General features: G+C 70.9%; 14 protein-coding genes. 4 read left to right on the plus strand and 10 right to left on the minus strand.

All coding sequences use genetic code 11. The annotated features are described in order from the left end of the window. Positions 1–9: 9 nt before the first annotated feature. Together ABZ815_RS41130 and ABZ815_RS41135 are read right to left on the minus strand one after the other, a co-directional pair. Complete coding sequence (locus ABZ815_RS41130; protein WP_357706820.1) at positions 10–1,650, minus strand: ABC transporter substrate-binding protein; 1,641 nt, start codon at positions 1,648–1,650, stop codon at positions 10–12. Between the two features lie 78 nt (positions 1,651–1,728). After that, positions 1,729–4,242 carry a collagenase gene (locus ABZ815_RS41135; protein ID WP_357706821.1) on the minus strand — a complete coding sequence of 838 codons (2,514 nt, stop codon included), beginning with the start codon at positions 4,240–4,242 and terminating at the stop codon, positions 1,729–1,731. Positions 4,243–4,395: 153 nt separating this feature from the next. Here ABZ815_RS41135 and ABZ815_RS41140 point away from each other — a divergent pair, with 153 nt between their 5' ends. Continuing rightward, complete coding sequence (locus tag ABZ815_RS41140) at positions 4,396–5,352, plus strand: LysR family transcriptional regulator (RefSeq protein ID WP_357706823.1); 957 nt, start codon at positions 4,396–4,398, stop codon at positions 5,350–5,352. Positions 5,353–5,361: 9 nt separating this feature from the next. Here the strand turns inward: ABZ815_RS41140 and ABZ815_RS41145 are convergent, their stop codons facing one another. Genes ABZ815_RS41145 through ABZ815_RS41160 form a run of 4 tightly spaced genes read right to left on the minus strand, consistent with a single transcriptional unit; the run spans position 5,362 to position 11,436 of the window. Then, on the minus strand, positions 5,362–8,358 hold the full coding sequence (locus tag ABZ815_RS41145; protein ID WP_357706825.1) for a glycoside hydrolase family 38 C-terminal domain-containing protein: 2,997 nt from the start codon (positions 8,356–8,358) through the stop codon (positions 5,362–5,364). 25 nt (positions 8,359–8,383) lie between these two features. After that, positions 8,384–9,265 (minus strand): carbohydrate ABC transporter permease, encoded by an 882-nt coding sequence (locus tag ABZ815_RS41150; protein ID WP_357706826.1) that lies wholly within the window; start codon positions 9,263–9,265, stop codon positions 8,384–8,386. Between the two features lies 1 nt (position 9,266). Beyond that, entirely contained in the window at positions 9,267–10,139 is an 873-nt protein-coding gene (locus tag ABZ815_RS41155; protein ID WP_357706827.1) for a sugar ABC transporter permease, read from the minus strand. 7 nt (positions 10,140–10,146) lie between these two features. Continuing rightward, positions 10,147–11,436: a sugar ABC transporter substrate-binding protein gene (locus ABZ815_RS41160; protein ID WP_357706829.1), complete on the minus strand. Its 1,290-nt coding sequence runs from the start codon at positions 11,434–11,436 to the stop codon at positions 10,147–10,149. 100 nt (positions 11,437–11,536) lie between these two features. Between ABZ815_RS41160 and ABZ815_RS41165 the strand changes: the two genes are divergently transcribed. The 3 genes from ABZ815_RS41165 to ABZ815_RS41175 all read left to right on the plus strand — a co-directional run bounded on the left by ABZ815_RS41165 (position 11,537) and on the right by ABZ815_RS41175 (position 16,326). Continuing rightward, a complete protein-coding gene (locus tag ABZ815_RS41165) occupies positions 11,537–12,562 on the plus strand; it encodes a LacI family DNA-binding transcriptional regulator (RefSeq protein ID WP_357706831.1) in 1,026 nt (341 codons plus the stop codon). 114 nt (positions 12,563–12,676) lie between these two features. Continuing rightward, positions 12,677–13,909: a glycosyl hydrolase gene (locus tag ABZ815_RS41170; protein WP_357706832.1), complete on the plus strand. Its 1,233-nt coding sequence runs from the start codon at positions 12,677–12,679 to the stop codon at positions 13,907–13,909. A gap of 14 nt (positions 13,910–13,923) precedes the next feature. After that, complete coding sequence (locus ABZ815_RS41175) at positions 13,924–16,326, plus strand: discoidin domain-containing protein (RefSeq protein ID WP_357706833.1); 2,403 nt, start codon at positions 13,924–13,926, stop codon at positions 16,324–16,326. A gap of 40 nt (positions 16,327–16,366) precedes the next feature. On the opposite strand, the gene ABZ815_RS41180 is transcribed toward ABZ815_RS41175, so the two are convergent. The 4 genes from ABZ815_RS41180 to ABZ815_RS41195 form a co-directional block, all read right to left on the minus strand. Continuing rightward, a complete protein-coding gene (locus tag ABZ815_RS41180) occupies positions 16,367–18,358 on the minus strand; it encodes an ABC transporter ATP-binding protein (RefSeq protein WP_357706834.1) in 1,992 nt (663 codons plus the stop codon). Between the two features lie 12 nt (positions 18,359–18,370). Continuing rightward, positions 18,371–19,276: an ABC transporter permease gene (locus ABZ815_RS41185; protein ID WP_357706835.1), complete on the minus strand. Its 906-nt coding sequence runs from the start codon at positions 19,274–19,276 to the stop codon at positions 18,371–18,373. Then, entirely contained in the window at positions 19,273–20,235 is a 963-nt protein-coding gene (locus ABZ815_RS41190; protein WP_357706836.1) for an ABC transporter permease, read from the minus strand. Before ABZ815_RS41190 ends, ABZ815_RS41185 begins: the two co-directional genes overlap by 4 nt. A 67-nt stretch (positions 20,236–20,302) precedes the next feature. Next, on the minus strand, positions 20,303–22,114 hold the full coding sequence (locus ABZ815_RS41195; RefSeq protein WP_357706837.1) for a peptide ABC transporter substrate-binding protein: 1,812 nt from the start codon (positions 22,112–22,114) through the stop codon (positions 20,303–20,305). Positions 22,115–22,156: the final 42 nt, after the last annotated feature.

Genomic DNA, 22,156 nt, shown 5'->3' on the forward strand with positions numbered 1-22,156 from the left:
AGCCGTTCCTCACTGCTGCTTCACCCCCAGGACGGCGAAGTCGAGCTGCCCGGACCAGACGGGATGGCCCACGGCGCCGGAGACGCCCTTGCCGACCAGGATCGGCTTGCGGTCCCACGCGTACGGCACCGCCGGCGAGGACTGCATGACCTGCCGGTCGAGGTCGATCCAGGCGGCCTCGGCGGCCTTCGGGTCGCTCATCGCCTGGATCTCGTCGATGCGCTTCTCCACGGCCTCGTCCTTGAACTGCCAGACGTTGCCCGAGTTGCCCTTCTCGACGATCGTGCGCCCGTCGAACAGCAGCGGCAGGAACGTCGCCCCGGACGGGTAGTCGGGGCACCAGCCGTAGGTGAACAGGTCGGGCGTCTTGGCGGTGTCGCCGACGGTGTCGTAGTAGACCGAGGGATCGACGGGGGTGAGCACGACCTCGACGCCGGCCCGCTTCAGCGACGCCTGCACGGCCTCGCCGAGCGCCTTGTCACCGGTCGAGATCGTCATCCGGACGTTCAGGGTCCGGCCGCCGAGCAGGGCCTTGGCCTTCTCGACGTCGCCGCCCGGGGGCAGGCGGAACACGTCCTGCGGCGTGCCGCCCGACAGGGCCGGCGGCAGGTACGAGGTGGCGATCGAGGTCATGGCCGGGCCGCCGGCGGCGGTCTGGAGGGCCTGCTTGTCCAGGGCGAAGTGCACCGCCTGCCGGGCCTTCACGTCGTCGAAGGGCGGCTTGGAGGTGTTGAAGCCGATCATGTCGGTGCACCCCGACATGGCGTTGACCAGCCGGGACTTCACGTCGGGCCGGGGCAGGATCTTGGCCAGGCTGGCGGCGCTGACGTCGGTGTAGGCGATCGAGGTGGCGTCCTCGCCCCTGCTCTCGATGAGCCGGTCGTCGATCACGCCCTGCCGCAGGCCCTGCTTGACCACGATGCGGTCGGGCGCGGCCTTGCGCACCGGGTCGGTGGCCGCCGACCAGTGCGGGTTGCGGACGAGGACCATCTCCTTGCCGCGGTCGTAGCGCTCGATCTTGTACGGCCCGGAGGAGAAGGGCCGGTTGTCGTACTGCGCCACGGTCTCCTTCGCGGCCGGCACCGGCGCGAACGTCGGCAGCGTCACCGTGGAGGAGAACTCGGCGACCGGCCGCTTGAGGCGGAAGACGATGGTCCTGTCGTCCGGGGTCTCGATCGAGTCCAGGTGCCTGCCCTTCAGCGGGCCCTTGTAGCCGTCCGCGTCGGCCAGGTAGAGCTGGGCGTAGTTGGGGCCGCCGGGCAGCTCGGGGGCGAAGGAACGCTCCACGTTGTACTTGATGTCCTTCGAGACGACCGGGGTGCCGTCCTCGTACTTCACGCCCTCCTTGAGGGTGAAGGTCCATACCTTGCCTCCTTCGGAGGCGGTCCCCAGGTCGGTGGCCAGATCCGGGACGATCTCGTGGCTGCCTGCCTTGAAGGTGGTGAGGGTGCGGTACAGCAGCCGGATGCCGAAGTCCATCTGGGGCATCGTCCAGTTGCGGGCCGGGTCCAGGTGGGAGAAGTCCTGGTTGGACAGGATCGTCAGGGTCCCGCCCCCGGCCGCCGCCGGCGCGGGCGCGGCGGCCTTGCCGCCGCCGCAGGCCGCCACGCCGAGCAGCAGCCCCGCGGTCAGCACGTTACGGAGAGTCACGGATCACTCCAGTGAGGTGAGAGGGGCCCGGGCCGGGACCGGCGGGAGGGGGCTCGCCGGCCCCGGCGCCCGGGCGGTCTAGTACTCGGTCTTGACGCTCGCGCCCGAGAAGGTCTGCGCGGCGTGGAGGCTGATGTAGTTGTAACCGGCGGGCGGGTTGTTGATCACCAGGGTCTCGGCGTTGCCCGACGCGGTGGAGCGCTGGGTGTAGGCCGAGGTGGTGGCCCAGGTGGCGGCGTTGTAGTAGAGGTCGGCGTTCCCGGTGCCGCCGGAGGCGGTGATGGTCAGCCGGGCCGTCCCCGCGGGCAGGTAGATGTAGAGGTAGGCGTAGTTGCCCTGGGTGGCCGACAGGTTGCCGCGCTTGCAGTTCCTGTCGAGCTTGCGGGTGTCGGAGGCGGTGCACTCGGGCGTCGAGCCGCCGCCGGTCGAGACGGTGACCTGCTTCGACGTCGTCCCGGTGGCGCCGCCGTTGTCGGTGACGGTCAGCGTGACCGTGTACGTGCCCTGCGCCGCGTAGGCGTGCGTCGGGTTGGCCGTGGTGGAGGTGGCGCCGTCGCCGAAGTCCCAGCGGCGGGAGGCGATGGTGCCGTCGGAGTCGGTGGAGGTGTCGGTGAAGGAGGCGGTCAGGCCGCTGGCCGTGGAGGTGAAGTTCGCGGTGGGCGCCTGGTTGCCGGTGCCGCCTCCCGAGCACGCCCCGGCCGCGCAGGCGGCGAGCCAGGTGTTCCAGTCGGAGTCGTAGCGGCTGCCGATCGTGCTGGTCAGGAAGGACCTGGCGGTGCTCCACGCGCCGCTCCGGTACGAGCCCAGCAGCGTCGCGACGTCGGCCGGGTGCTTCTCGAACATGTAGCGGACGGCCAGGTAGCCCCACCGGTAGATGCGGGTGGTGTCATGGTCGTAGGTGGTGTTCCACAGCGTGCTGAGGGCGTACGTGCGGTTGCCGGCCTCGGTGATCGCCGCGTCGTAGACGACCTTGCGGTAGGAGTAGGAGACGTACTCGGCGAAGCCCTCGATCCACCAGATGGTCGGCGTGCTCACCCCGGCGTTGAAGTCGCCGTACATGTCGAAGCGGCCGTCGAGGTAGTGGGTGTACTCGTGGTTGAGGTTCCAGATCTGGAAGTCGGGGCGCAGCCACTCGGCCTCGTAGGCGATGAACCTGGGCTGGTTGCCCGCGGCGGCGGGGTCGCCCTCCAGGTACATGCCCCCGTTGTTCGTGTCGATCCCGAAGATCGCGCCGGCGTAGGTCTGGTAGTCGGTGCTGGAGTCGAAGACCACCACTTCCAGCGTGGTGTTGTTGTCGTTCGCGACCGGGCCGTTGTCCTTGACCAGGTTGTGGAAGAAGGCGTCCTGGTTGGCCAGGCTGGCGCAGGTGGAGGCGAGCTGGCTCGCGGTGACGTCCTGGGCGCGGATCCTGATGCTGGCGCTGCACGTGTGGGTGATCGGCAGCACGGTGGTCGCCAGGCGGTTCGCCAGGTCGCAGGTGCCGTAGTAGGAGCAGTTGGCCTTGTCGTAGGCGTCGGTCATCTCGGCCACGCCCACCCACAGCGGCGCGGTGGCGCCGGTGATGGCACTGCGGCTGATCAGGTTCTTGGCCAGCGGCCGGACGACGGCCTGCATGGCCGTGTGCTGCAGGAAGCGGCCCAGCTCGCGCCCGGCGTTGGAGACGAGGTAGGAGCGGTCGGTGCCGAGCATGTTGAGGTGGTTCGTGGCGAAGGAGTTGAGCGAGTCCAGGACGCTGCGGTCGGCCTGCACGGCGCTGACGAACGCGGGCACCTGGTGGCCGCGGAACAGCACGGTGTAGACGTTGTTGACCGCGTTGAGCATCCACCACGACGCGTCGTAGGAGCTGTTGTAGCCGTCGAGCAGGCGCTTGACCACGTACAGGTAGCGGTCGTTCTGCTCGGCGCTGTCGATGAGGGTGACGGCCTCGCCCAGCACCTCGCCGTTGGCGTCGCTGACGGTCGAGGACCGGGAGGAGGCGAAGAAGGCGTCCAGGCCGGACCGGATCGCGGTGATGAGCGCCTGGCCGTAGGTGCCGACGTCGCCGGAGTTGTACCAGTGGACGTAGTAGCCGGCGCGCAGGTAGAGGACCAGTTGCGCGGTGCCGGTGGAGTTGTCGCCCGGGTAGTTCGCCGAGTTGTCGCGCAGGGCGTAGGCGACGGTCGTCATCTGCGCCTCGCGGAAGGCGTTGTAGGCGTCCGTGCCGGTCAGCATGAACAGGGTGTTGACGCAGTCGGTGGCGCTGGCCTTGATCTGCTGGACCAGGGCGCTGCCGGTGCGGCTGGTGAAGTCGGAGACGTTGCAGGCGGCGGCCGCCGCGACGCCCTTGCGCGCCGACGGTCTCGGGCGCTGCGGCTGCGTGGCGGGTTCGTCGTAGTCGCGGCGCAGGGCGTCCTTGGCCGCGGGCTGGGGGGCCCGGTCACGGGTGTCGAGCCGGGTCTTGCTGACGTGCGGGGCTTCGTCGGACGGGGCCGCGAGGCGGGCGGCCGGGGGCGGTTCGGCCGTCGCGCTGGCGGGTGCCGCGGCGAACGGGGAGAGAAGGGCTAAGGCGGCCAGGGGAACGACGAGCCGCCAGCCGTGCAGGACCTTGCGCACAAGAACCTCCGGGGGGTATCCGCATGGATGCGAGGTCGGGTACGAGTGTGCGGTCCGTCCGGAGGGCGTGGTCATACGACGCCGCATAAGTGTTGCCTATGGGCGTCCCGAAGACGTCGCCAAGAGCCATCACATGTCACATAATCCTGAGCTATGGACCTGGATCTCCGGCATCTCCGAATGGTCTGTACGATCGCCGAAGCGGGCAGCGTCACCAAGGCGGCCGCGCGCCTGGGGCTGTCCCAACCGGCGATCACCACCCAGCTCCGCAGAATCGAGGAGATGGTGGGTGGTGAGCTGTTCACCCGCAGCCGGAACGGCGTCCAACCCACCCAGCTCGGACGTCAGGTCATCGCCCGCGCCCGGATCGTCCTGTCGGAGATCGACGCGCTCTTCGGCGACCTGCACGACGCGAACCCGTCCGTCACCGGGCTCCGGCTCGGGTGCAGCCACCTGGCGTGCGTGGCCAGCGTGGTGGACCGGGTCGGCGAGGCGTTACCCGGCCGGTCGATCTCCCTGCGCATCGAGCCGTCCAGCGTGCAGCTCGCCGACGCGCTCACCCACGGCCAGCTCGACGCCGCGCTCATGGGCATGATCGAGGGCTTCGACGTCACCCTCACGCCGCCCGTCGTCACACGCACGCTGGTGCCCAGGTATCCCATCTTCGTGGCCATGTCCGCCGGGCACCCGCTGGCCGAGCAGCCCCAGGTGCACCTGTCCGACCTCAGGAACGAGCGCTGGATCAGCCCGCCCGGCGCCGACGACGGCTCGCTCGCCGCCCTGCGCGCCTCCTGCCGGGCCGCCGGATTCGAGCCGGACGTGCGCTACGACGCCCCCAGCGGGGCCGGGCGCCCGCTGGTCGCCGCCGGGCTGGGCGTGCGCCTGGTGGACCCGACCTGGCCGGTGCCCGAGGGCACCGCCGTACGGCCGCTGGTGGGCGAGCCGCAGGTCGGGCACCTGGTCATGGCCTGGCGCAGGGACCTGATCGGCCCCGACGCGGCGGCGGCCATCTACCGCGGGCTCGCCGCCGCCTTCGAGGACCACATCGACGACAACCCCATCTTCCGCCAGTGGTGGGACGAGCACCCGGGCGCCCATCCCCTCCCCTGACGCCCGCGATCAGCGCGCCAGCCGCAGCGTGACCAGCTCGAACGGCCGCAACGTCACCGGGATCGACGGGCCGGGCCGCTCGGGCTCGGCCAGCGGGCGCTCCAGCAGGTCGGTCACGGTCACCGAGGTGACGGGGAAGCCGGCCGTGAGCGTGGCCGCCGCCCGTCCGCCGCGCGACTCGTGGAAGCGCACGACCACGTCGCCGCTGCCGTCGTCGGCCAGCTTGACCGCGGTGATCACGACCGCGTCGTCGTCCACCGTGACCAGCGGCGCCACCTCGGCGTCGCCGGACAGCACCCGTTCAGGCAGGTTGACGAACCAGCCCTCGCGCACCGCGTCGCCGATCGTCGCGCCGGGCAGCAGGGCGTGCCGGAAGGTGTGCCTGCCCTGGTCGGTCTCGGGGTCGGGGAAGCGGGGGGCGCGCAGCAGCGACACCCGCAGGGTCGTGGTGGTGCCGCCGTCCTCGCGGACCGTGCGGGTCACGTCGTGGCCGTAGGTGGAGTCGTTGACCACGGCCACGCCCCAGCCGGGCTCCTCCAGGTGCACGAACTTGTGGTTGCACGCCTCGAACTTGGCCGCCTCCCAGCTCGTGTTGGTGTGGGTGGCGCGGTAGGCGTGGCCGTACTGGCTCTCGGAGGCGTAGCGCTCGGCCCGCACGTCGAGCGGGAAGGCCAGCTTGAGGAACTTCTCGGTCTCGTGCCAGTCGACCTCGGTGGCGATGTCGACGCGCCGCCCGTGCAGCGAGATCACCTGCGTGACGGACGAGCCGCCGAACGAGCGGGTGACCCGGACCGAGCCCGGCCGCTCGCCTGCCGTCACCTCGTCGGCGTCGGTGAGGTCGCGGACGGTGTTGCGGTAGAACTCGTCCACGTCCCAGGCGTCCCACATGTTGGGGAAGTCCTGGTGGAGCTGGAGCAGGTTGGCGGCCTGGCCGGGGGGCAGGGTCTCGCGCCGGGCGCGCAGGTCGTAGGCGGAGACGATCAGGCCGCGCCCGTCCACCTCCACCCTGAGCAGGCCGTTGTCCAGCACGTAGCCGCCGCCCTCCCGGGGTTCCCTGCCGGTCGCGGCCGCCGGTACGGCCGCGGCCGCGCCACCGGCCGGGACGCCGTCGCGGGCGTGCGGGGCCGCGTTGAAGACCAGTTCGCGGGAGCCGTCCCCGGCCAGGGCCCGCTGGGCGCCGGCGATCAGGCCGTTCAGCTCCTCGGCCAGCGCCGCGTAGGTGTTCCTGGCCTCGCGGTGCACCCAGGCGATCGAAGAGCCGGGCAGGATGTCGTGGAACTGGTGCAGCAGCACCGTCTTCCAGATGCGGTCGAGCTGCTCGTACGGGTACGGCGCCCCGGCCCGTACGGCGGCCGTGGCGGCCCACAGCTCGGCCTCGCGCAGCAGCGACTCGCTGCGCCGGTTGCCCTGCTTGGTCTTGGCCTGGCTGGTCAGCGTGGCCCGGTGCAGCTCCAGGTAGAGCTCGCCCACCCAGACCGGCGGGCTGGGATACTCGGCCTCGGCCTTGGCGAAGAAGTCGGCCGGGGTCTCCCAGGTGACGGTGGCCGAGCCCTCCAGGTCTCGCAGCCGGGCGGCCTTGGCCACCATCTCGCGGGTCGTGCCGCCGCCGCCGTCGCCCCACCCGGTGGGGGCCAGCGAGTGCCGGGCGACGCCCTTGTCCTTGAAGTTGCGGGCGGCGTGCGCGATCTCCCTGCCGTTCATCGAGCAGTTGTAGGTGTCGACCGGCGGGAAGTGGGTGAACACCCGCGTCCCGTCGATGCCCTCCCACAGGAACGTGTGGTGCGGGAAGGTGTTCGTCCGGCTCCAGGAGATCTTCTGGGTGAGCAGCCGCTTCGAGCCCGCCGCCTTGATGATCTGCGGCAGCCCGGCCGCGAAGCCGAACGTGTCCGGCAGCCACACCTCCTCGTTGTCGACGCCGAACTCGTCGATGAAGAAGCGCTTGCCGTGCACGAACTGGCGGGCCATGGCCTCGGAGCCGGGCATGTTCGTGTCGGACTCCACCCACATGCCGCCGGCCGGGACGAACCGCCCGGCCGCCACGGCCTTGGTCACCTTGGCCCACACCTCGGGCCGGTGCTCCTTGATCCACGCCCACTGCTGGGCCTGCGACATCGCGAAGACGAACTCCGGCTCGTCGGCCAGCAGCGCCGTCATGTTGGAGGCCGTACGGGCCACCTTGCGGACGGTCTCGCGCAGCGGCCAGAGCCAGGCCGAGTCGATGTGCGCGTGCCCGACCGCGCTGATCCGGTGGGCCGAGGGCACGGCGGGCGCCGACAACACGCCGGCCAGCTCGGCGCGGGCGGCCTCGGCGGTGGCGTTGACGTCCTGGAGGTCGATCGCGTCCAGGGCGCGGTCGATCGCCCGGGTCAGCTCGGAGCGGCGGCCGCTGTCGGCGGGCAGCTCGTGCATCAGCTCCCCGGCCACCTCCAGGTCGAGGATCAGGTTCCACACCGTCTCGTCGAACACGGCCAGGTCCATGCGCACCAGCCGGTACTGCGGCTCACCGCCCGCCGTCTCCCTGTCGCCGAGCGGGGTGGGCACGAACGGCTTGTAGCCGAGCACGACCGGGTTGGAGGCCGCCTCGATCCGCAGCTCGACGTGCTCGCCGCCGGTCACCGGCGCGCCGACGCGCACCCACTGGTTACGCGGGTTGAGCCCCTTCACCGGCGTGCCGTCGGGCAGGTAGACCAGGCCCTCGCACTGGAAGCCCGGCATGTTCTCGTCGAAGCCGAGGTCGAGCACCGCCTCGACGGTCCGGCCCGCCCAGTCCTCCGGGACCGTGCCGGTCACCGTGAACCAGCTCGTGCCCCACGGCGCGCCCCACGCCGTGCCGACCGCGATCGGCTCGGCGGGCGCGGCCAGCCCTTCGGCGACGGGCACGGGCTCGCCCGGCGCGTGCCAGACGCGTACGTCCATCGGCACGGACTCGGGGTAGACGGCCGGACGCAGACGTTCGTCCAGCACGCGCTTGAGACGGGCTTCGACCAGTGTGCGGTCGTCATGCATCGGAGAGCTCCCTAGAGGTGGCGGGTCAACCCTTGATCGCGCCTTCCGCGACGCCCCTGAAGAAGAAGCGCTGGAGGGACGCGAACACGATCACGATCGGCAGGAAGGAGATCATCGTGCCCGCCGCGATGAGGCGGGGGTTGGCCGTGAACGTGCCGTTGAGGTACTGCAGGCCCACGGTCAGCGTGTAGTGGTCGGGGTCGTTGAGCACGATGAGTGGCCACAGGAAGTCGTCCCAAGCGCCGATGAACGCGAAGATCGTGATCACACTCAGCATGCCACGGACGTTCGGCAGCCCGATATGGCGCAACCGCTGCCATGCGGTCGCCCCGTCGATGATCGCGGCCTCGTCCATCTCGGGCGGGATCGAGCTGAAGGCGACCCGCATGAGCAGCACGTTCAGCATGCCGATCGCGCCGGGCAGCGCCACGCCGGGCAGCGTGTCGGCCAGGCCGAGGTCGCGGACGATCACGTACTTGGACACGATCGTCACCTCCTCCGGCAGCACCAGTGTGGCCAGGAACGCGCCCAGCAGCAGCTTGGCGCCCCGGAAGCGCAGCTTGGCCAGCGCGTAGCCGGCCAGCGTGGCGCCGACGGCGTTGCCGGTGACCACGATGGCCGCCACGACCACCGAGTTGGCGGCGTACGACCAGACCGGGATCGTGCGGGCGACCTCCACGAAGTTGTCCAGCGTGGGGTGCTCGGGCAGGAAGGCCGGCGTGCTGGTGTAGATGTCCTCGTCCAGGCTCTTCAGCGACGTGGACAGCTGCCACAGGAACGGCGAGACGGTGATCGCCAGCATCAGCAGGAGCAGCGCGTACCGCAGCGCCCGCTCCCCCGGCGAGATCGTGTTGAGCGAGCCCCCGCCCGCGAGGCGGCGCCGGTGGGCCGGGTCGGTGCGCGCCACCTCAGGCCGCCTTCCTGTCGAGCCGCAGCAGCAGGAGCATCGGGCCGATCGTGATCGCCAGCAGCACGAGGCTCAGCGCGGAGGCGTAGCCGAGATGGCCGGAGAAGCCGCGGCTGTACATCTGGATCAGCATGACCAGCGACATGTCGCGTCCGCCGGGGCCGCCGGTGCCGTTCGACAGCACGTACAGCTCTGAGAAGACGCGCAGCGCCGACACCGACACCAGGACCGAGACCAGCAGCATGGTGTTGCGCACGCCGGGGACGGTGACGCTCCAGAACCTGCGGATCGCGCTCGCGCCGTCCACGGCGGCCGCCTCGTGCAGCTCCCGCCGGACGTTCCCGAGCGCCGACAGGTAGATGATCATGTAGTAGCCGAGGCCCTTCCACACGGTCAGGCTGATCGCGCTGAACAGCAGCAGCCACCGGTCGGTCAGGAACGGCACCGGCGCGGCGACCACGCCCAGCCACTGCGCGAAGCCGTTGACCAGGCCCCGGTCGTCCAGCAGCCAGCCCCAGATCAGCGCCACCACCACGGCCGAGGCCACGACGGGCGTGTAGAAGGCGGTGCGGAAGAACATGATCCCGGGCAGCCGCTTCTCCACCAGGATCGCGATCAGCAGCGGCAGCATCGTCAGCAGCGGCAGGCAGACCAGCATGAACACGACGCTGTTGACCAGCGCGTCCACGAGCTGGTCGTCGTTCAGCACCCGTTCGGCGTTGGCCAGGCCGGTGAAATGCCCGCCGCCGAGCGGCTTGGCGTTCGTGAACGACAGCACGATCGTGTTGATCGAGGGCCAGACGTTGAACGCCACCAGCCAGACGGCGGCGGGCAGCACCAGCAGCCACGGCGTGAACCAGCGGCGGTGGGTCATCGGCCGCTCAGCTCGTGAGCAGTTCGTTGCACTTCGCCACCGACTTGTCCAGCGCCTCCTTGGAGCCGATCTCGCCGCTGATCGCCGCCGCGAACTGCTGCCTGATGTACTTGCTCATCGCCTCGGTCACCTCGTACGGCTGCAACACCTTGGCCTTGGCCAGCGAGGTGAACGCGGTGACCTTGGCGTCGCCGGAGTTCGTGCCGTCGCTCTTGCTGAAGAACGGGTCGGCCGACGACGCCTTGGTGCTGGGGAAGATGTTGACCAGGTGGGCGAAGGCGGCCTGGTTCTCGGCGTTGGTCACCCAGCGGGCCAGGGCGAGCGCGGCGGGCGGGTTCTTGGTCTTCGCGGAGACCGACAGGCCCTGGACGTACAGCGGGGGCACGTCCCAGACCGGCGAGGAGACCACCTTGGGCGCCAGCGTCGGGTTGTCGGTGGCCAGGCTGGTGATGTAGTTGCCCCCGCCGGTCGTCCAGGCGACCGTGCCCTCGTTGAACAGCTTGGCGTTGCCCGCGTAGGTGTCGGTCAGCACGTCGCGCGGCAGCAGGCCGTCCTTGAACGCCGCCCGGTAGCGGTCGAGCACGGCGACGGCCTCGGGGGTGTTGAAGACGAAGCTCTTGCCGTCGTCGGCGAGGATCTTGACGCCCGCCTGGGTGAGGTCACCCAGCTCGGGGCGGCGGCTCATCAGGTAGACCTTGCCGCCGGACTTCTCCTTGACCGTCCTGGCCTGCGCGATCAGCTCGTCCAGGGCCGCCGGCGGCTTGGCCGGGTCGAGGCCGTACTTCTTGAGCAGCTCGGAGTTCCAGTAGTTGACGTCGGTGTTGAGGTACCAGGGGTAGCCGTAGACGCCGTCGTGGCCGGAGAACCGGTACGCCTCGACGCCGCCGGGGACGTACTCGTCGGCCAGCTTGGCGTCGGCCCGGCCGACGTCGAGTAACAGCCCCTGCTTGACCAGGGGCAGCGCGAAGTCCGGCGGCAGGTTGGTGACGTCGGGCAGGGTGCCGCCGGCCGCCTGGCTCAGCACCTTCTCGGAGTAGCCGTCGGCCGGCTGGTCGAGCCATTCGACCTCGACGCCCGGGTACTTCTTCTCGAAGGCGTCGATGACGCCCTGGACGTAGTCGGTGAACTTGGGCTTCAGCGCCCACGTCTGGAGGCTCACCTTGCCCTTGACCTCGCCGGTCAGGCTCGCGCTCGGCACTGCCGGTCCTTGTCCCGAACCCTGCTCCGCGCCGCCGAGCCCGCAGCTCGTGGTGATCATCGTGGCGGCCACGGCCAGTCCTGCCCAGTACCTTCGCATGAAGCACTCCTTCTGGGAACTAAACCGCTCTAGTTGCGGGACTATCCACCGGGCTACACTGCGGTGTCAATAGATGAGACGAATCCGTGAGGAGCCAGCCGTGGGCCGACCGACGATCGCCGACATCGCCGAGAGGGTCGGGGTGTCGAAGGGCGCGGTGTCGTTCGCACTCAACGGCCGTCCCGGCGTCAGCGAGGCGACCAGGGCCCGCATCCTCCAGGCCGCCAAGGAGATGAACTGGCGGCCCCACAGCGCGGCCAGGGCGCTCGGCGGGTCCAGGGCCGAGGCCGTGGGGCTGGTCCTCGCCCGGCCGGCCAGCACGCTGGGCGTGGAGCCGTTCTTCGCCCAGCTCCTGTCGGGGCTGCAGGCCAGCCTGTCGGCCCAGTCGGTGGCCATGCACCTGCTGGTGGTCGAGGACGTCGAGGCCGAGATCGAGGTCTACCGCGAATGGGCCTCCGCGCACCGCGTGGACGGGTTCATCATGGTCGACCCGCAGGTCCGCGACCCGCGCATCGACGCCCTCCAGGAGCTGGAGGTGCCCGCCGTGGTGCTCGGCGGGCCGGGCGGCCACGGGTCGCTGTCGAGTGTGTGGGCCGACGACCGCGAGGCGATGCTCTCGGTGGTCGACTACCTGGCCGCGCTCGGCCACCGGCGCGTGGCGCACGTGGCCGGGCTGCCGCGCTTCCGCCACACGCAGCGGCGGATGCGCGCGCTGCGCGACTCCGTGCGCAGGCTCGGGCTGGTCGAGGCGGTGTCGGTGCCGACCGACTTCAGCGACGCCGAGGGCGCCGCCGCCACCAGGGCGCTGCTGTCGCGCGGGCGGCGGCCCACCGCGATCGTCTACGACAGCGACGTGATGGCGCTGGCCGGGCTCGGGGTGGCGGGCGAGATGGGGGTGCGCGTGCCGGACGAGCTGTCCATCGTGGCCTTCGACGACTCGGTGCTGACCCGGGTCACGCATCCGGCGATCACGTCGTTGTCGCGGGACACGTTCGCGCTGGGCGGGCAGGTGGCCGAGGTGCTGCTGGAGCTGATCGCCGACCCGGGGCGGCGGCGCGACCTCAAGACCGCCACGCCGCGCCTGGTCGTGCGCGAGAGCACCGCGCCGCCGTCCCGCGCCGCCTGACCGCCTTCCGGCCGGTTCCGGCGGGCCGCCGCGCCCTCCTGGGGGCGGTGTCTTGGCAAGCGGACTAAACCGATTTAGGGTTCGGGGAGTTCCGATCGACTCCTCGGAGGACGTGTGCCCTTCCCCTTGCGTTTCGGCGCCAACTACGTGCCCGCGGAGGGCTGGTTCTACAGCTGGCTCGACTTCTCGGCCGACGCCGCCCGCCGCGACCTGGCCGACCTGGCCGGGATCGGCCTCGACCACATCCGGATATTTCCGGTCTGGCCGTGGATTCAGCCCAATCGCTCGCTGATCCGGCAGCGCGGCATCGACGACGTGCTCGCCCTCATCGACATCGCCGCCGAGTTCGGCCTCGACGTCTGCGTCGACCTCCTCCAGGGCCACCTGTCCAGCTTCGACTTCCTGCCGTCCTGGGTGCTCACCTGGCACCGGCGCAGCCTGTTCACCGACCGGGACGTCCGCGACGGCCTGGCCGCGTACGTCGACCGGCTCACCCGCGAGGTCGCCACCCGCGGCAACGTGTTCGCCGTGACGCTGGGCAACGAGGTCGACAACCTCTTCCCGGCCAACGGCACCACGCCGGACGCGTCCTCGGCCTGGGCCGCCGAGCTGGTCGGCGTGGCCCGCGCCGCCGCCCCCCGCCTGCTCGCCCTCCACTCCCTCTACGACGCCACCTGGTACGACCCCGGCCACCCCTTCCACCCGGCCGACACCGTCGAGCTGGGCGACCTGACCACCGTGCACTCGTGGGTGTTCAACGGCGTGTCCGCCCTCGACGGCCCGCTCGGCCCCGCGACCGTCTCCCACGCCGACTACCTGGTCGAGCTGGCCGCCGCCACCAGCGCCGACCCGGACAGGCCGGTGTGGCTCCAGGAGGTCGGCGCGCCCGCCCCGGACGTGCCCGCCGCCGCCGCGCCCGCGTTCGTGCGCGGCATGCTCGACCTGGTCACCGCCAACCCGGCGCTCTACGGCGTCACCTGGTGGTGCTCCCACGACCTCGACCGCTCGCTGGCCGACTTCCCGGAACGCGAGTACGACCTCGGCCTGTTCACCGTCGACCACCGGATCAAGCCGGCCACTCGGGAGCTGGCCGCCGTGATCGCCGAGCACCGCCGCTCCGGCGGCGCCCGGCAGGGGGACGGCGGCGGCAGGCCCGCGCTCGTCTGCGAGTCCGACCTCGCGACCGAGCCCGGCCGGCGCGGCGAGGTCGCGCCGGGCAGCCCCTTCCACGCCGAGTGGGTACGGCTGCGCCGATCGGGGCCGGTGGCCATCGTCACCAAGGCCCGCAGCGCGGACGCCGCGCATCTCCAAGCTCGGGGGATCGACACCGTCCTGACCCAGGCATGAGACAAGGAGCTCAGATGCCACGCAGGCTGTTATCCACCTTGTGCGCGGCGGCCTCATTGGCCGCCGCGCTGGTCGCGGGCCCGGCCCAGGCCGCCGCGGCCCAGCCCGGCGACCAGCCGTACGCCTCCTACTGGTACCCGGACACCATCCTGTCGTGGGACCCGGCGACCGACCCCGACGCCCGCTTCAACCGTTCCCGGGTGCCGCTGCGGCCCAGGATCCAGGACCCGGCGCTGAAGGCCAACGCGAACGCCCGTGCCGGGGAGGGCCGCATCGCCTCGCTGGTGTCGTTCGGCCCGACCTCGAACAACCCGTCGCAGGGCTCGTCCGACCCGGCCTACTACGCCTTCGGCTACTGGCAGTACGTCGACACGCTGGTCTTCTGGGGCGGCTCGGCGGGCGAGGGCCTGATCCTGGCCCCCAACCCCACGGTCATCGACGCCGCCCACCGCAACGGCGTCAAGGTGTACGGGACGGTCTTCTTCCCGCCCACCGCCTACGGCGGCCAGATCCAGTGGGTGCGCGACTTCGTCCGGAAGTCCGGTTCCTCGTACGTGGTGGCCGACAAGCTCGTCCAGGTGGCCCAGCACTACGGGTTCGACGGCTGGTTCGTCAACCAGGAGACCGCCGGCGGCGACGCGGCCCTGGCGACCGAGCTGCGCTCGCTGATGAAGTACGCCAGGGCCAAGGGCCCGGTCGAGTTCATGTGGTACGACGCCATGACCGAGAGCGGCTCGGTCGCCTGGCAGAACGCCCTGACCACCGCCAACGACGCCTTCCTGGCCGATCCGGCCAAGGTCTCCGACTCGATGTTCCTGAACTTCGGCTGGTCGGCGAGCGGTCTGGCCTCCTCCCGCGACCGGGCCGGCTCGCTGGGCCGCAGCGGGTACGAGCTGTACTCCGGCATCGACACCGAGGCGAACGGCTACGGGACGGGCGTGTCCTGGGACGCGCTGTTCCCCGCCGGACGGCCGCACGTCACCTCGCTCGGCCTCTACCGCCCGGAATGGACGTGGAAGTCCTCCTCCGGCCGCGACGACTTCCGCACCAAGGACGCCCGCTACTGGGTGGGCGCGAACGGCGACCCGTCGAACACCTCGACGTCCTCCTCGTGGAAGGGCCTGGCCACGTACGTCGCGGAGTCCAGCGCGGTCACCGCGAAGCCCTTCGTGACCGGGTTCAACGCGGGACAGGGCGACTTCTACAACGTCGGCGGCGTCCGGGTGCGGACCGGCGGCTGGAACAACCTCTCGCTCCAGGACGTGCCGCCCACCTACCAGTGGCTGGTCTCGTCCGCCGGGACCAGGCTCACGCCCTCGATCGACTTCGGCGACGCCTACGAGGGCGGCTCCTCGCTGCGTCTGCGCGGCCGTCTGGACTCGGTCAACACCGTCCGGCTCTACCAGACGAAGCTGCCGGTGGCCGCCGACACCAAGCTCTCGGTCGTGTTCAAGGCTCCGGCGGCGGGCGCGACGAACCTGCGGGCGGCCGTCGCCTTCACCGACGCGCCCACCACGTTCACCACGTTCGACCTCGGCTCGGCGGCGGGCACCGGCTGGGAGCGCAGGACGCTCGACCTGTCCGCCCACGCCGGGAAGACGATCGCCCAGCTCGGCCTCCAGGCCGCCGGGAGCAACGACGCCTACGACATCCGCGTCGGCCAGCTCTCTGTCTACGACGGCGCGGTGGACGTTCCCGCCGCCCCCACCGGCGTGAGCGTGCTCGGCGTCACCGACGTGTCGGCCGGCCGCAAGTCGCTCCGCCTGTCCTGGTCGGGCTCCGGCCAGGCCCACCACTACGACGTCTACCGGCGCAACCCCGACGGGACGCGCACCTACCTGGGCGGCACCCCGAACGACGCCTACTTCGTCCCGCAGCTCGACCGGGTGGGCACGGAGACCTCGACCACGATCGACGTCGAGGCGGTCTCCCCCGAGTACGGCCGCTCCCCCGCCGCCTCCACCACGGTCACCTGGGGGGGCGACCCCGGCGAGAGCAACCTGGCGCTCGGCCGGCCCGCCACCGCCTCCGGCCAGTGCAACGCGGACGAGGGCCCGGCCAAGGCCGTCAACGGCAGCGTGTCCGGCGGGAACGCCGACAAGTGGTGCGCCCTGACCAGCACGAAGTGGCTGGAGGTGGACCTCGGCTCGGCGAAGCAGCTCACCCGGTTCGTGGTCAGGCACGCCCAGGCCGGCGGCGAGCAGGCGAGCTGGAACACCCGTGACTTCACCGTCCAGGTGCGCTCGTCCGCCTCGGACCCGTGGACCACGGCGGTCACGGTCACCGGCAACACCGCCGGGACCAGCACGCACCCGGTCACCACGACCGCCCGGTACGTGCGGCTGAACATCACCAAGCCCGCGCAGGACTCCGACCCCGCGGCCCGGATCTACGAGTTCGAGGTCTGGGGCTCCTGACGGGGGGCGAGGTGCCGGCCCGCCTGCCCGGGCCGGCACCTCAATCCGCCGTGCGCAGCGGGAAGTGGCAGGCCACCTGATGGGCGCCGCCCGCCAGCGGCGGTTCGGTCTCGCAGATCTCCTGGGCGAGCGGGCAGCGCGTCCTGAACCGGCATCCCGTGGGCGGGTTCTGCGCGCTGGGCAGCTCGCCCTTGATCGCCACGCTCTCGCGCGGTGCCACGCCGGGCTCGGCGGACGGCACGGCCTCGATCAGCGCCTGCGTGTACGGGTGCCGGGCGGCTCTGACGACGTCGCGAGCGGGCCCGACCTCGACGAGCTTGCCCAGGTACATGACGCCGATCCGGTCCGACATGTAGTCCACGACGGACAGGTCGTGGCTGATGAACACGTACGACAGGCCCAGCTCGCGCTGGAGGTCGCGCATGAGGTTGAGCACCTGGGCCTGGATGGAGACGTCGAGCGCGCTGACGGGCTCGTCGCACACGATCAGCCGCGGCTCCAGGGCCAGCGACCTGGCCAGCCCGATGCGCTGGAGCTGGCCGCCGGAGAACTCGTGCGGGTACCGGTCGAGCACCCGTCGCGGCAGGCCCACCTGATCCAGCAGGGTGCCGATGCGGGAGCGGCGGCCGGCCCGGTCGCCGGCCTGCTGGATCTCCAGGGGTTCGGACAGGATGGAGTCGATGCGCATGCGCGGGTTCATCGCCGCGTAGCTGTCCTGGAACATGAGCTGGACCCGCCGGTGCATGCGGCGGCGGGCGCGCCGGTCGAGCGTGGCGATGTCGGCGCCGTCCACCACGATCTGCCCGGAGGTCGGCTCCTCCAGGCCGACGATCAGCCGGCCCACGGTCGACTTGCCGCAGCCCGACTCGCCCACGAGCCCGAACGTCTCGCCGGGGCGCACGTCGAAGCCGACCCCGGCGACGGCGCTCACCTGCGGCGCCTTGCGGCCCAGCGACCCCGTGCCGTCGTAGTTCTTGACCAGCTCGCGGACGGACAGGATCGGCGCGACCTCGTCCTGCGGCCCGGCCCGGCCGGGCACCGGCGCGGCGACCTCGGCGCGCGCCCGCGGCTGGAGCACCGGGTGCAGGCAGGCGTGCTGGTGCTCGTCGCCGGACAGGGTCACATCGGTGGTGCGGCACTCCTCGGTCGCGAACCGGCAGCGGGGTGCGAACCGGCAGCCGGTCATCGGCCGGGACAGGTCCGGCGGCAGGCCGGGGATGCTGTAGAGCGCGCCGCCCTCGTGGCCGGCCGCGCCGGGCAGCGACTCCATGAGCGCCTCGGTGTAGCGGTGGCGCGGCTGCCGGAACAGCTCGGCGGTGCTCGCGGCCTCGACCACGCGGCCGGCGTACATGACGGCGACGCGGTCGGCGCGGCTGGCGATCACGCCCAGGTCGTGGGTGACCAGGACGACCGCCATCTGGAACTCCTCGCGCAGGTCGTCGATGAGCTCGAGGATCTGGCGCTGGGTGGTGACGTCGAGCGCGGTGGTCGGCTCGTCGGCGATGAGCAGCCGGGGCGAGCAGACCAGGGCCATGGCGATGACCACGCGCTGGCGCATGCCGCCGGAGAGCTGGTGCGGGTAGGCGTCGGCGATCTTGTCGGGACGCGGCATGCCGACCCGCCGCAGGATCTCGATCGCCCGCTCGCGCGCCTCCGCCTTGCCGACGCCCTGGTGGACCCGGAGCGGCTCGGCGACCTGGGCGCCGATGCGCATGGTGGGGTTGAGCGAGGTGAGCGGGTCCTGGAACACCATGCCCATCTCGACGCCGCGGATCCTGCGCATCTCGGCGGGCGGCAGGGACAGCAGGTCGCGGCCCTCGAACAGGATCTCGCCGCCGACGACGTGGCCGCCGGACGGCAGCAGGCCCATGATCGACAGTGCGGTCATGGTCTTGCCGCTGCCCGACTCGCCCACGATGCCGAGCGTCTCGCCCTGCCGCACCTCCAGGTTGACGTGGTCGAGGGCGTGCACGACGCCCTGACGCAGCGGGATGTCGGTGCTGACGTCGCGCAGGCGCAGCAAAGGGGTCATGTTCCGTTCCTCCTAGCGCCGCCGGAGGCGGACCTCGAAGACGTCCCTCAGCCCGTCGCCGATGAAGTTGAAGGCGAGGACGATGAGGATGATGGCGATCCCGGGCGGGTACAGCAGCCACCAGTAGCCGCTGTAGGTGTTGGCGAGGCCGTCGGAGAGCATCCCGCCCCAGTTCGCCGCGGGTGGCGGCACGCCTAGGCCGAGGAAGGACAGGTAGGCGACGTACAGGATGGCGTCGGCGACCTGGAAGGTGGCGTTGACGATCACGGTCCCGATGGCGTTGGGGATGATGTGCCGCCGTACGGCCCTGCCGCCGGTGCCGCCCATCGACCGCATGGCCTGGACGTACTCGCGCGAGCGCAGGGTCAGCGCCTCGCCGCGGACCAGCCGGGCCGGGCCCAGCCAGGCGAAGGCGCCGATGATGAGGATGAGCATCGGCACGGTCGGCGTGACGATGGTCGCCATCAGCATGAACAGGAACAGCGAGGGGATCGACATCATCGCGTCGACGACCCGCATCATGGCCGCGTCCACCCAGCCGCTGGTGAAGCCGGCGATGGCGCCCCAGATCGTGCCGACGACCGTGGCCAGCACGCCGGCGGCCAGCCCGACGACGATGGACGTCTGCCCGCCGAGCAGCAGGCGGCCGAGCTGGTCGTAGCCGACGCCGTCGGTGCCCAGCGGGTGCCCGGGGGTGCCGGGGGCCAGGTAGACCGAGGCGAGGTCGGTGTGCACCTGGTCGGTCCGGTAGAACAGCGGCCCGAGGAAGCACAGGCCGCCCAGCACGACGAAGATGACCAGGCCCACCAGGGCGAGGCGGTTCTCGGCGAAGACGGTCAGTGCCTGGCGCCACTGGCCGCGTACGGGTGCCTCGTCGGCGGGGACCGGCGTGCCGGCCGCCTCGGCGGGTGCGGTCATGAGCGGGCCGCCGTCCTGAGCCGTACGCGGGGGTCCACGGCGGCGTACAGCAGGTCGGCGAGCAAAGCGCCGAGCACGGTCGCGACCGCGATGATCAGGGTGACGCCGAACAGGATCGGGAAGTCCCGCTTCAGCGCCGCCTGCCAGAAGAGCTGGCCCATGCCCGGGTAGTTGAACAGGGCCTCGACGACCAGGGCGCCGCTGAACAGCGCGGGCAGGTACATCCCGAGCAGCGTGATGACCGGGAACAGGCCGTTGCGCAGCGTGTGCCGGGCGACGACGCGCGCCTCCGACAGGCCCTTGCTGCGGGCGGTGCGCACGTAGTTCTCGTTGAGGTTGTCGACCATCGAGGAGCGCACGTACCGCGAGTAGACGGCGACGGTCACGATGGCGAGCGTGATGGTGGGCAGGACGAGCCCGGCCGGATCGGCGAGCACCTCGCCCAGGGTGAACCCCTGCGAGGCCTCCGGCGGCAGGATCGGCCACACCTGGGAGAAGAGAATGATCATCATGAGACCCATGAAGAAGATCGGCGTGGCGTAGGCCAGCAGCGACAGGGTGGTGATCGTGTAGTCGGGCCACCTGTTGCGCCGCATCGCCTGGACGACGCCGAGCGGGATGGCGACGACGACGGCCAGCATCGTCGAGAACAGCGACAGCACCATGGTCTTGGGCAGCCGCTGGCCGATGGCCTCGGCCACCGACTGGTTGAGCTGGAAGGAGTAGCCGAGGTCGCCGCGCAGGAGGCGGCCGACGAACATGACGTACTGCTGGATCCAGGGGCGGTCGTAGCCCATCTCGTGGTCGAACGCCGCGAGCTGCGCCAGCGTCGCGTCCTTGCCCAGGGTGGCCCGCGCCGCGCCGCCCGGCAGGAGATGCAGGATGACGAACGTGATCATCGTGACCAGCACGACGATGATCAGGGCCTGGCCCAAGCGGGTGATCAGATACCGGGCCACGCGTGGACCCTCCTTGCTCCGGGGACCCCGGCGGCCCCCGCACGGGCCGCCGGAGTGGGGGACTGTCTCAGCTCTTCCAGGACCAGTCCTGGAAGAACATGTTGTTCATCGGGTCCTGCGTCACGCCCTGGAGCCCGGAACGGTACGCCGAGATCTGGTAGACGGGGTTCGGCATCCACAACACCGGCAGGTCCTGGGCCAGACGGTCGTTGTACGCCTTCAGCGTCGCCTCGTCGTCGGAGAACTGGGTGGCCTCGATGAGCTTGTCGGACTCGGCGTCGCTGTAGCTGCCCAGGTTGACCGGGGCGCCGGTGGCGAACAGCCGCTCGCCGCTGGGGAAGGCCGGGTAGTACCAGCTGCCCTGCGAGCCGAAGTACGACATGTCCCACGAGCACTCGGAGTCGGAGGACTTGCAGGCCGGGGTGACCGCGACCGAGTCCGGCACCTCCTTGATGGTGAGCTGGATGCCCAGCTTGGCCATCTGCGACTTGATCTCGGCGAACATCTTGGTCGTCGCGGAGAAGCCGGTCTGGCTGGTGACGGTGAAGGCCAGCTTCGCACCGGACTCGATGCCCTCACCGCACTGGTCGGCGCCGGCGCCCGGCTTCTGGCAGGTCGTCTGGCCGTCGGGGGTCACCTGCCAGCCGTGGCTCTCCAGGAGCTGCTTGGCCTTGGCCGGGTCGAAGGGGTAGGCGCAGCCTTCGCTGGACCCGTTCGTGCCGGGCTTGGCCGGGACGGGACCGCAGGTCGGGGCGGCCATGCCGGACCAGATGGCCTTGCTGATGGTCGGCTGGTCGATGAGCGACTGCAGGGCCTGGCGCAGGTAGAGCTGCTTGAACAGGGGGCCCGAGGCGGGGTTGTTGAAGTTCAGCTGGAGGTAGGTGATGGACCAGCCGTACCAGGGGGCGATCTGGTAGCCCTTCGACTCCAGGTACTTCTGCTGCGACAGGTTGGCCGGCGGCACGTAGCCGTAGTCGATCTGACCGGCGCGCAGCACGTTGAACTCGGAGTCGTCGCTGGTGAAGGGGCGCAGCGTCACCGACTTGAGCTTCGGCTTGTCGGAGCCGGAGTAGTTCGGGCGCGCGGTGAGGACGACCTCGCCGTTCGGCACGTACTTCTCCAGCTTCCACGGGCCGCTGTTGACCTGCCACAGCTCGTTGGTCGCGTACGTCTTGGGGTCCTTCGACGCGGCGGTGAGGAAGTCGAAGACCTTCCTGGCGCCCTCGGGCGTGGTGTCGAGGTCGCTCACCTTGCCCGTCGCCGAGTCCTTGTCCCAGACGTGCTGGGGCAGCGGCACGATGCGGTTGAGCTGGTTGCCGACGAACCACCCGGTGTTGTACGTCTTCGTGGTCGTCAGGGAGAAGGTCTTGTCGTCCTTCACCTTGAACTCGGCGATGTTGTCCGGGAAGCCGCCTTCGCGGTAGGACGCCCACTTGTCCTTGTTCGCGGTGACGAGGTTCCACCAGAACTGGATGTCACGGGTGGTGACGGGCTTGCCGTCGGACCACGTGTTGTCCTTCAGGGTGATCGTCAGCGTCTTGCCGCCGTCGCTCACCTCGGGCGGTCCGGCCATCGAGCGCTCGGGGTCGATGTTGTACTTCGCCGAACCGTCCAGCAGGTACTCGTACACGTGACGGTACTGGGCGGAGCCGAAGATGACGTTCTCGCCCTGGGTGAAGCCGGGCGCCGAAATCGGCAGGATCCAGTTCGGGGTCCTGAGGGCGACGGTCACGCCGTCCTTGGTCTGGCCCCCGCTCTGGGCGCCCTTCTGCGCGCCGCCGGCGGACCCGCTGCACGCGGTCAGCGCCAGCCCGATGGCCAGCACGCCCGTCAGGGCGCCGGTGCCGCGGAGCCCGCGCCGGTGGAATCTGCTCCCCATGGGATCTCCTCGGTTGACGTCGCACGGCGCCCTGCGCTTTCC

It is taken from the genome of Nonomuraea sp. NPDC047529 (genome assembly GCF_040642995.1).
In the GTDB taxonomy this organism is placed as follows: domain Bacteria; phylum Actinomycetota; class Actinomycetes; order Streptosporangiales; family Streptosporangiaceae; genus Nonomuraea.

What these genes read in the sequence shown, in the direction of transcription:
- ABZ815_RS41140 (WP_357706823.1), top strand. Translation starts at nt 4,396, where the DNA reads ATGGACCTGGATCTCCGGCATCTCCGAATGGTCTGTACGATCGCCGAA.
- ABZ815_RS41145 (WP_357706825.1), bottom strand. Translation starts at nt 8,358, where the DNA reads ATGCATGACGACCGCACACTGGTCGAAGCCCGTCTCAAGCGCGTGCTG.
- ABZ815_RS41155 (WP_357706827.1), bottom strand. Translation starts at nt 10,139, where the DNA reads ATGACCCACCGCCGCTGGTTCACGCCGTGGCTGCTGGTGCTGCCCGCC.
- ABZ815_RS41160 (WP_357706829.1), bottom strand. Translation starts at nt 11,436, where the DNA reads ATGCGAAGGTACTGGGCAGGACTGGCCGTGGCCGCCACGATGATCACC.
- ABZ815_RS41175 (WP_357706833.1), top strand. Translation starts at nt 13,924, where the DNA reads ATGCCACGCAGGCTGTTATCCACCTTGTGCGCGGCGGCCTCATTGGCC.
- ABZ815_RS41180 (WP_357706834.1), bottom strand. Translation starts at nt 18,358, where the DNA reads ATGACCCCTTTGCTGCGCCTGCGCGACGTCAGCACCGACATCCCGCTG.
- ABZ815_RS41185 (WP_357706835.1), bottom strand. Translation starts at nt 19,276, where the DNA reads ATGACCGCACCCGCCGAGGCGGCCGGCACGCCGGTCCCCGCCGACGAG.
- ABZ815_RS41195 (WP_357706837.1), bottom strand. Translation starts at nt 22,114, where the DNA reads ATGGGGAGCAGATTCCACCGGCGCGGGCTCCGCGGCACCGGCGCCCTG.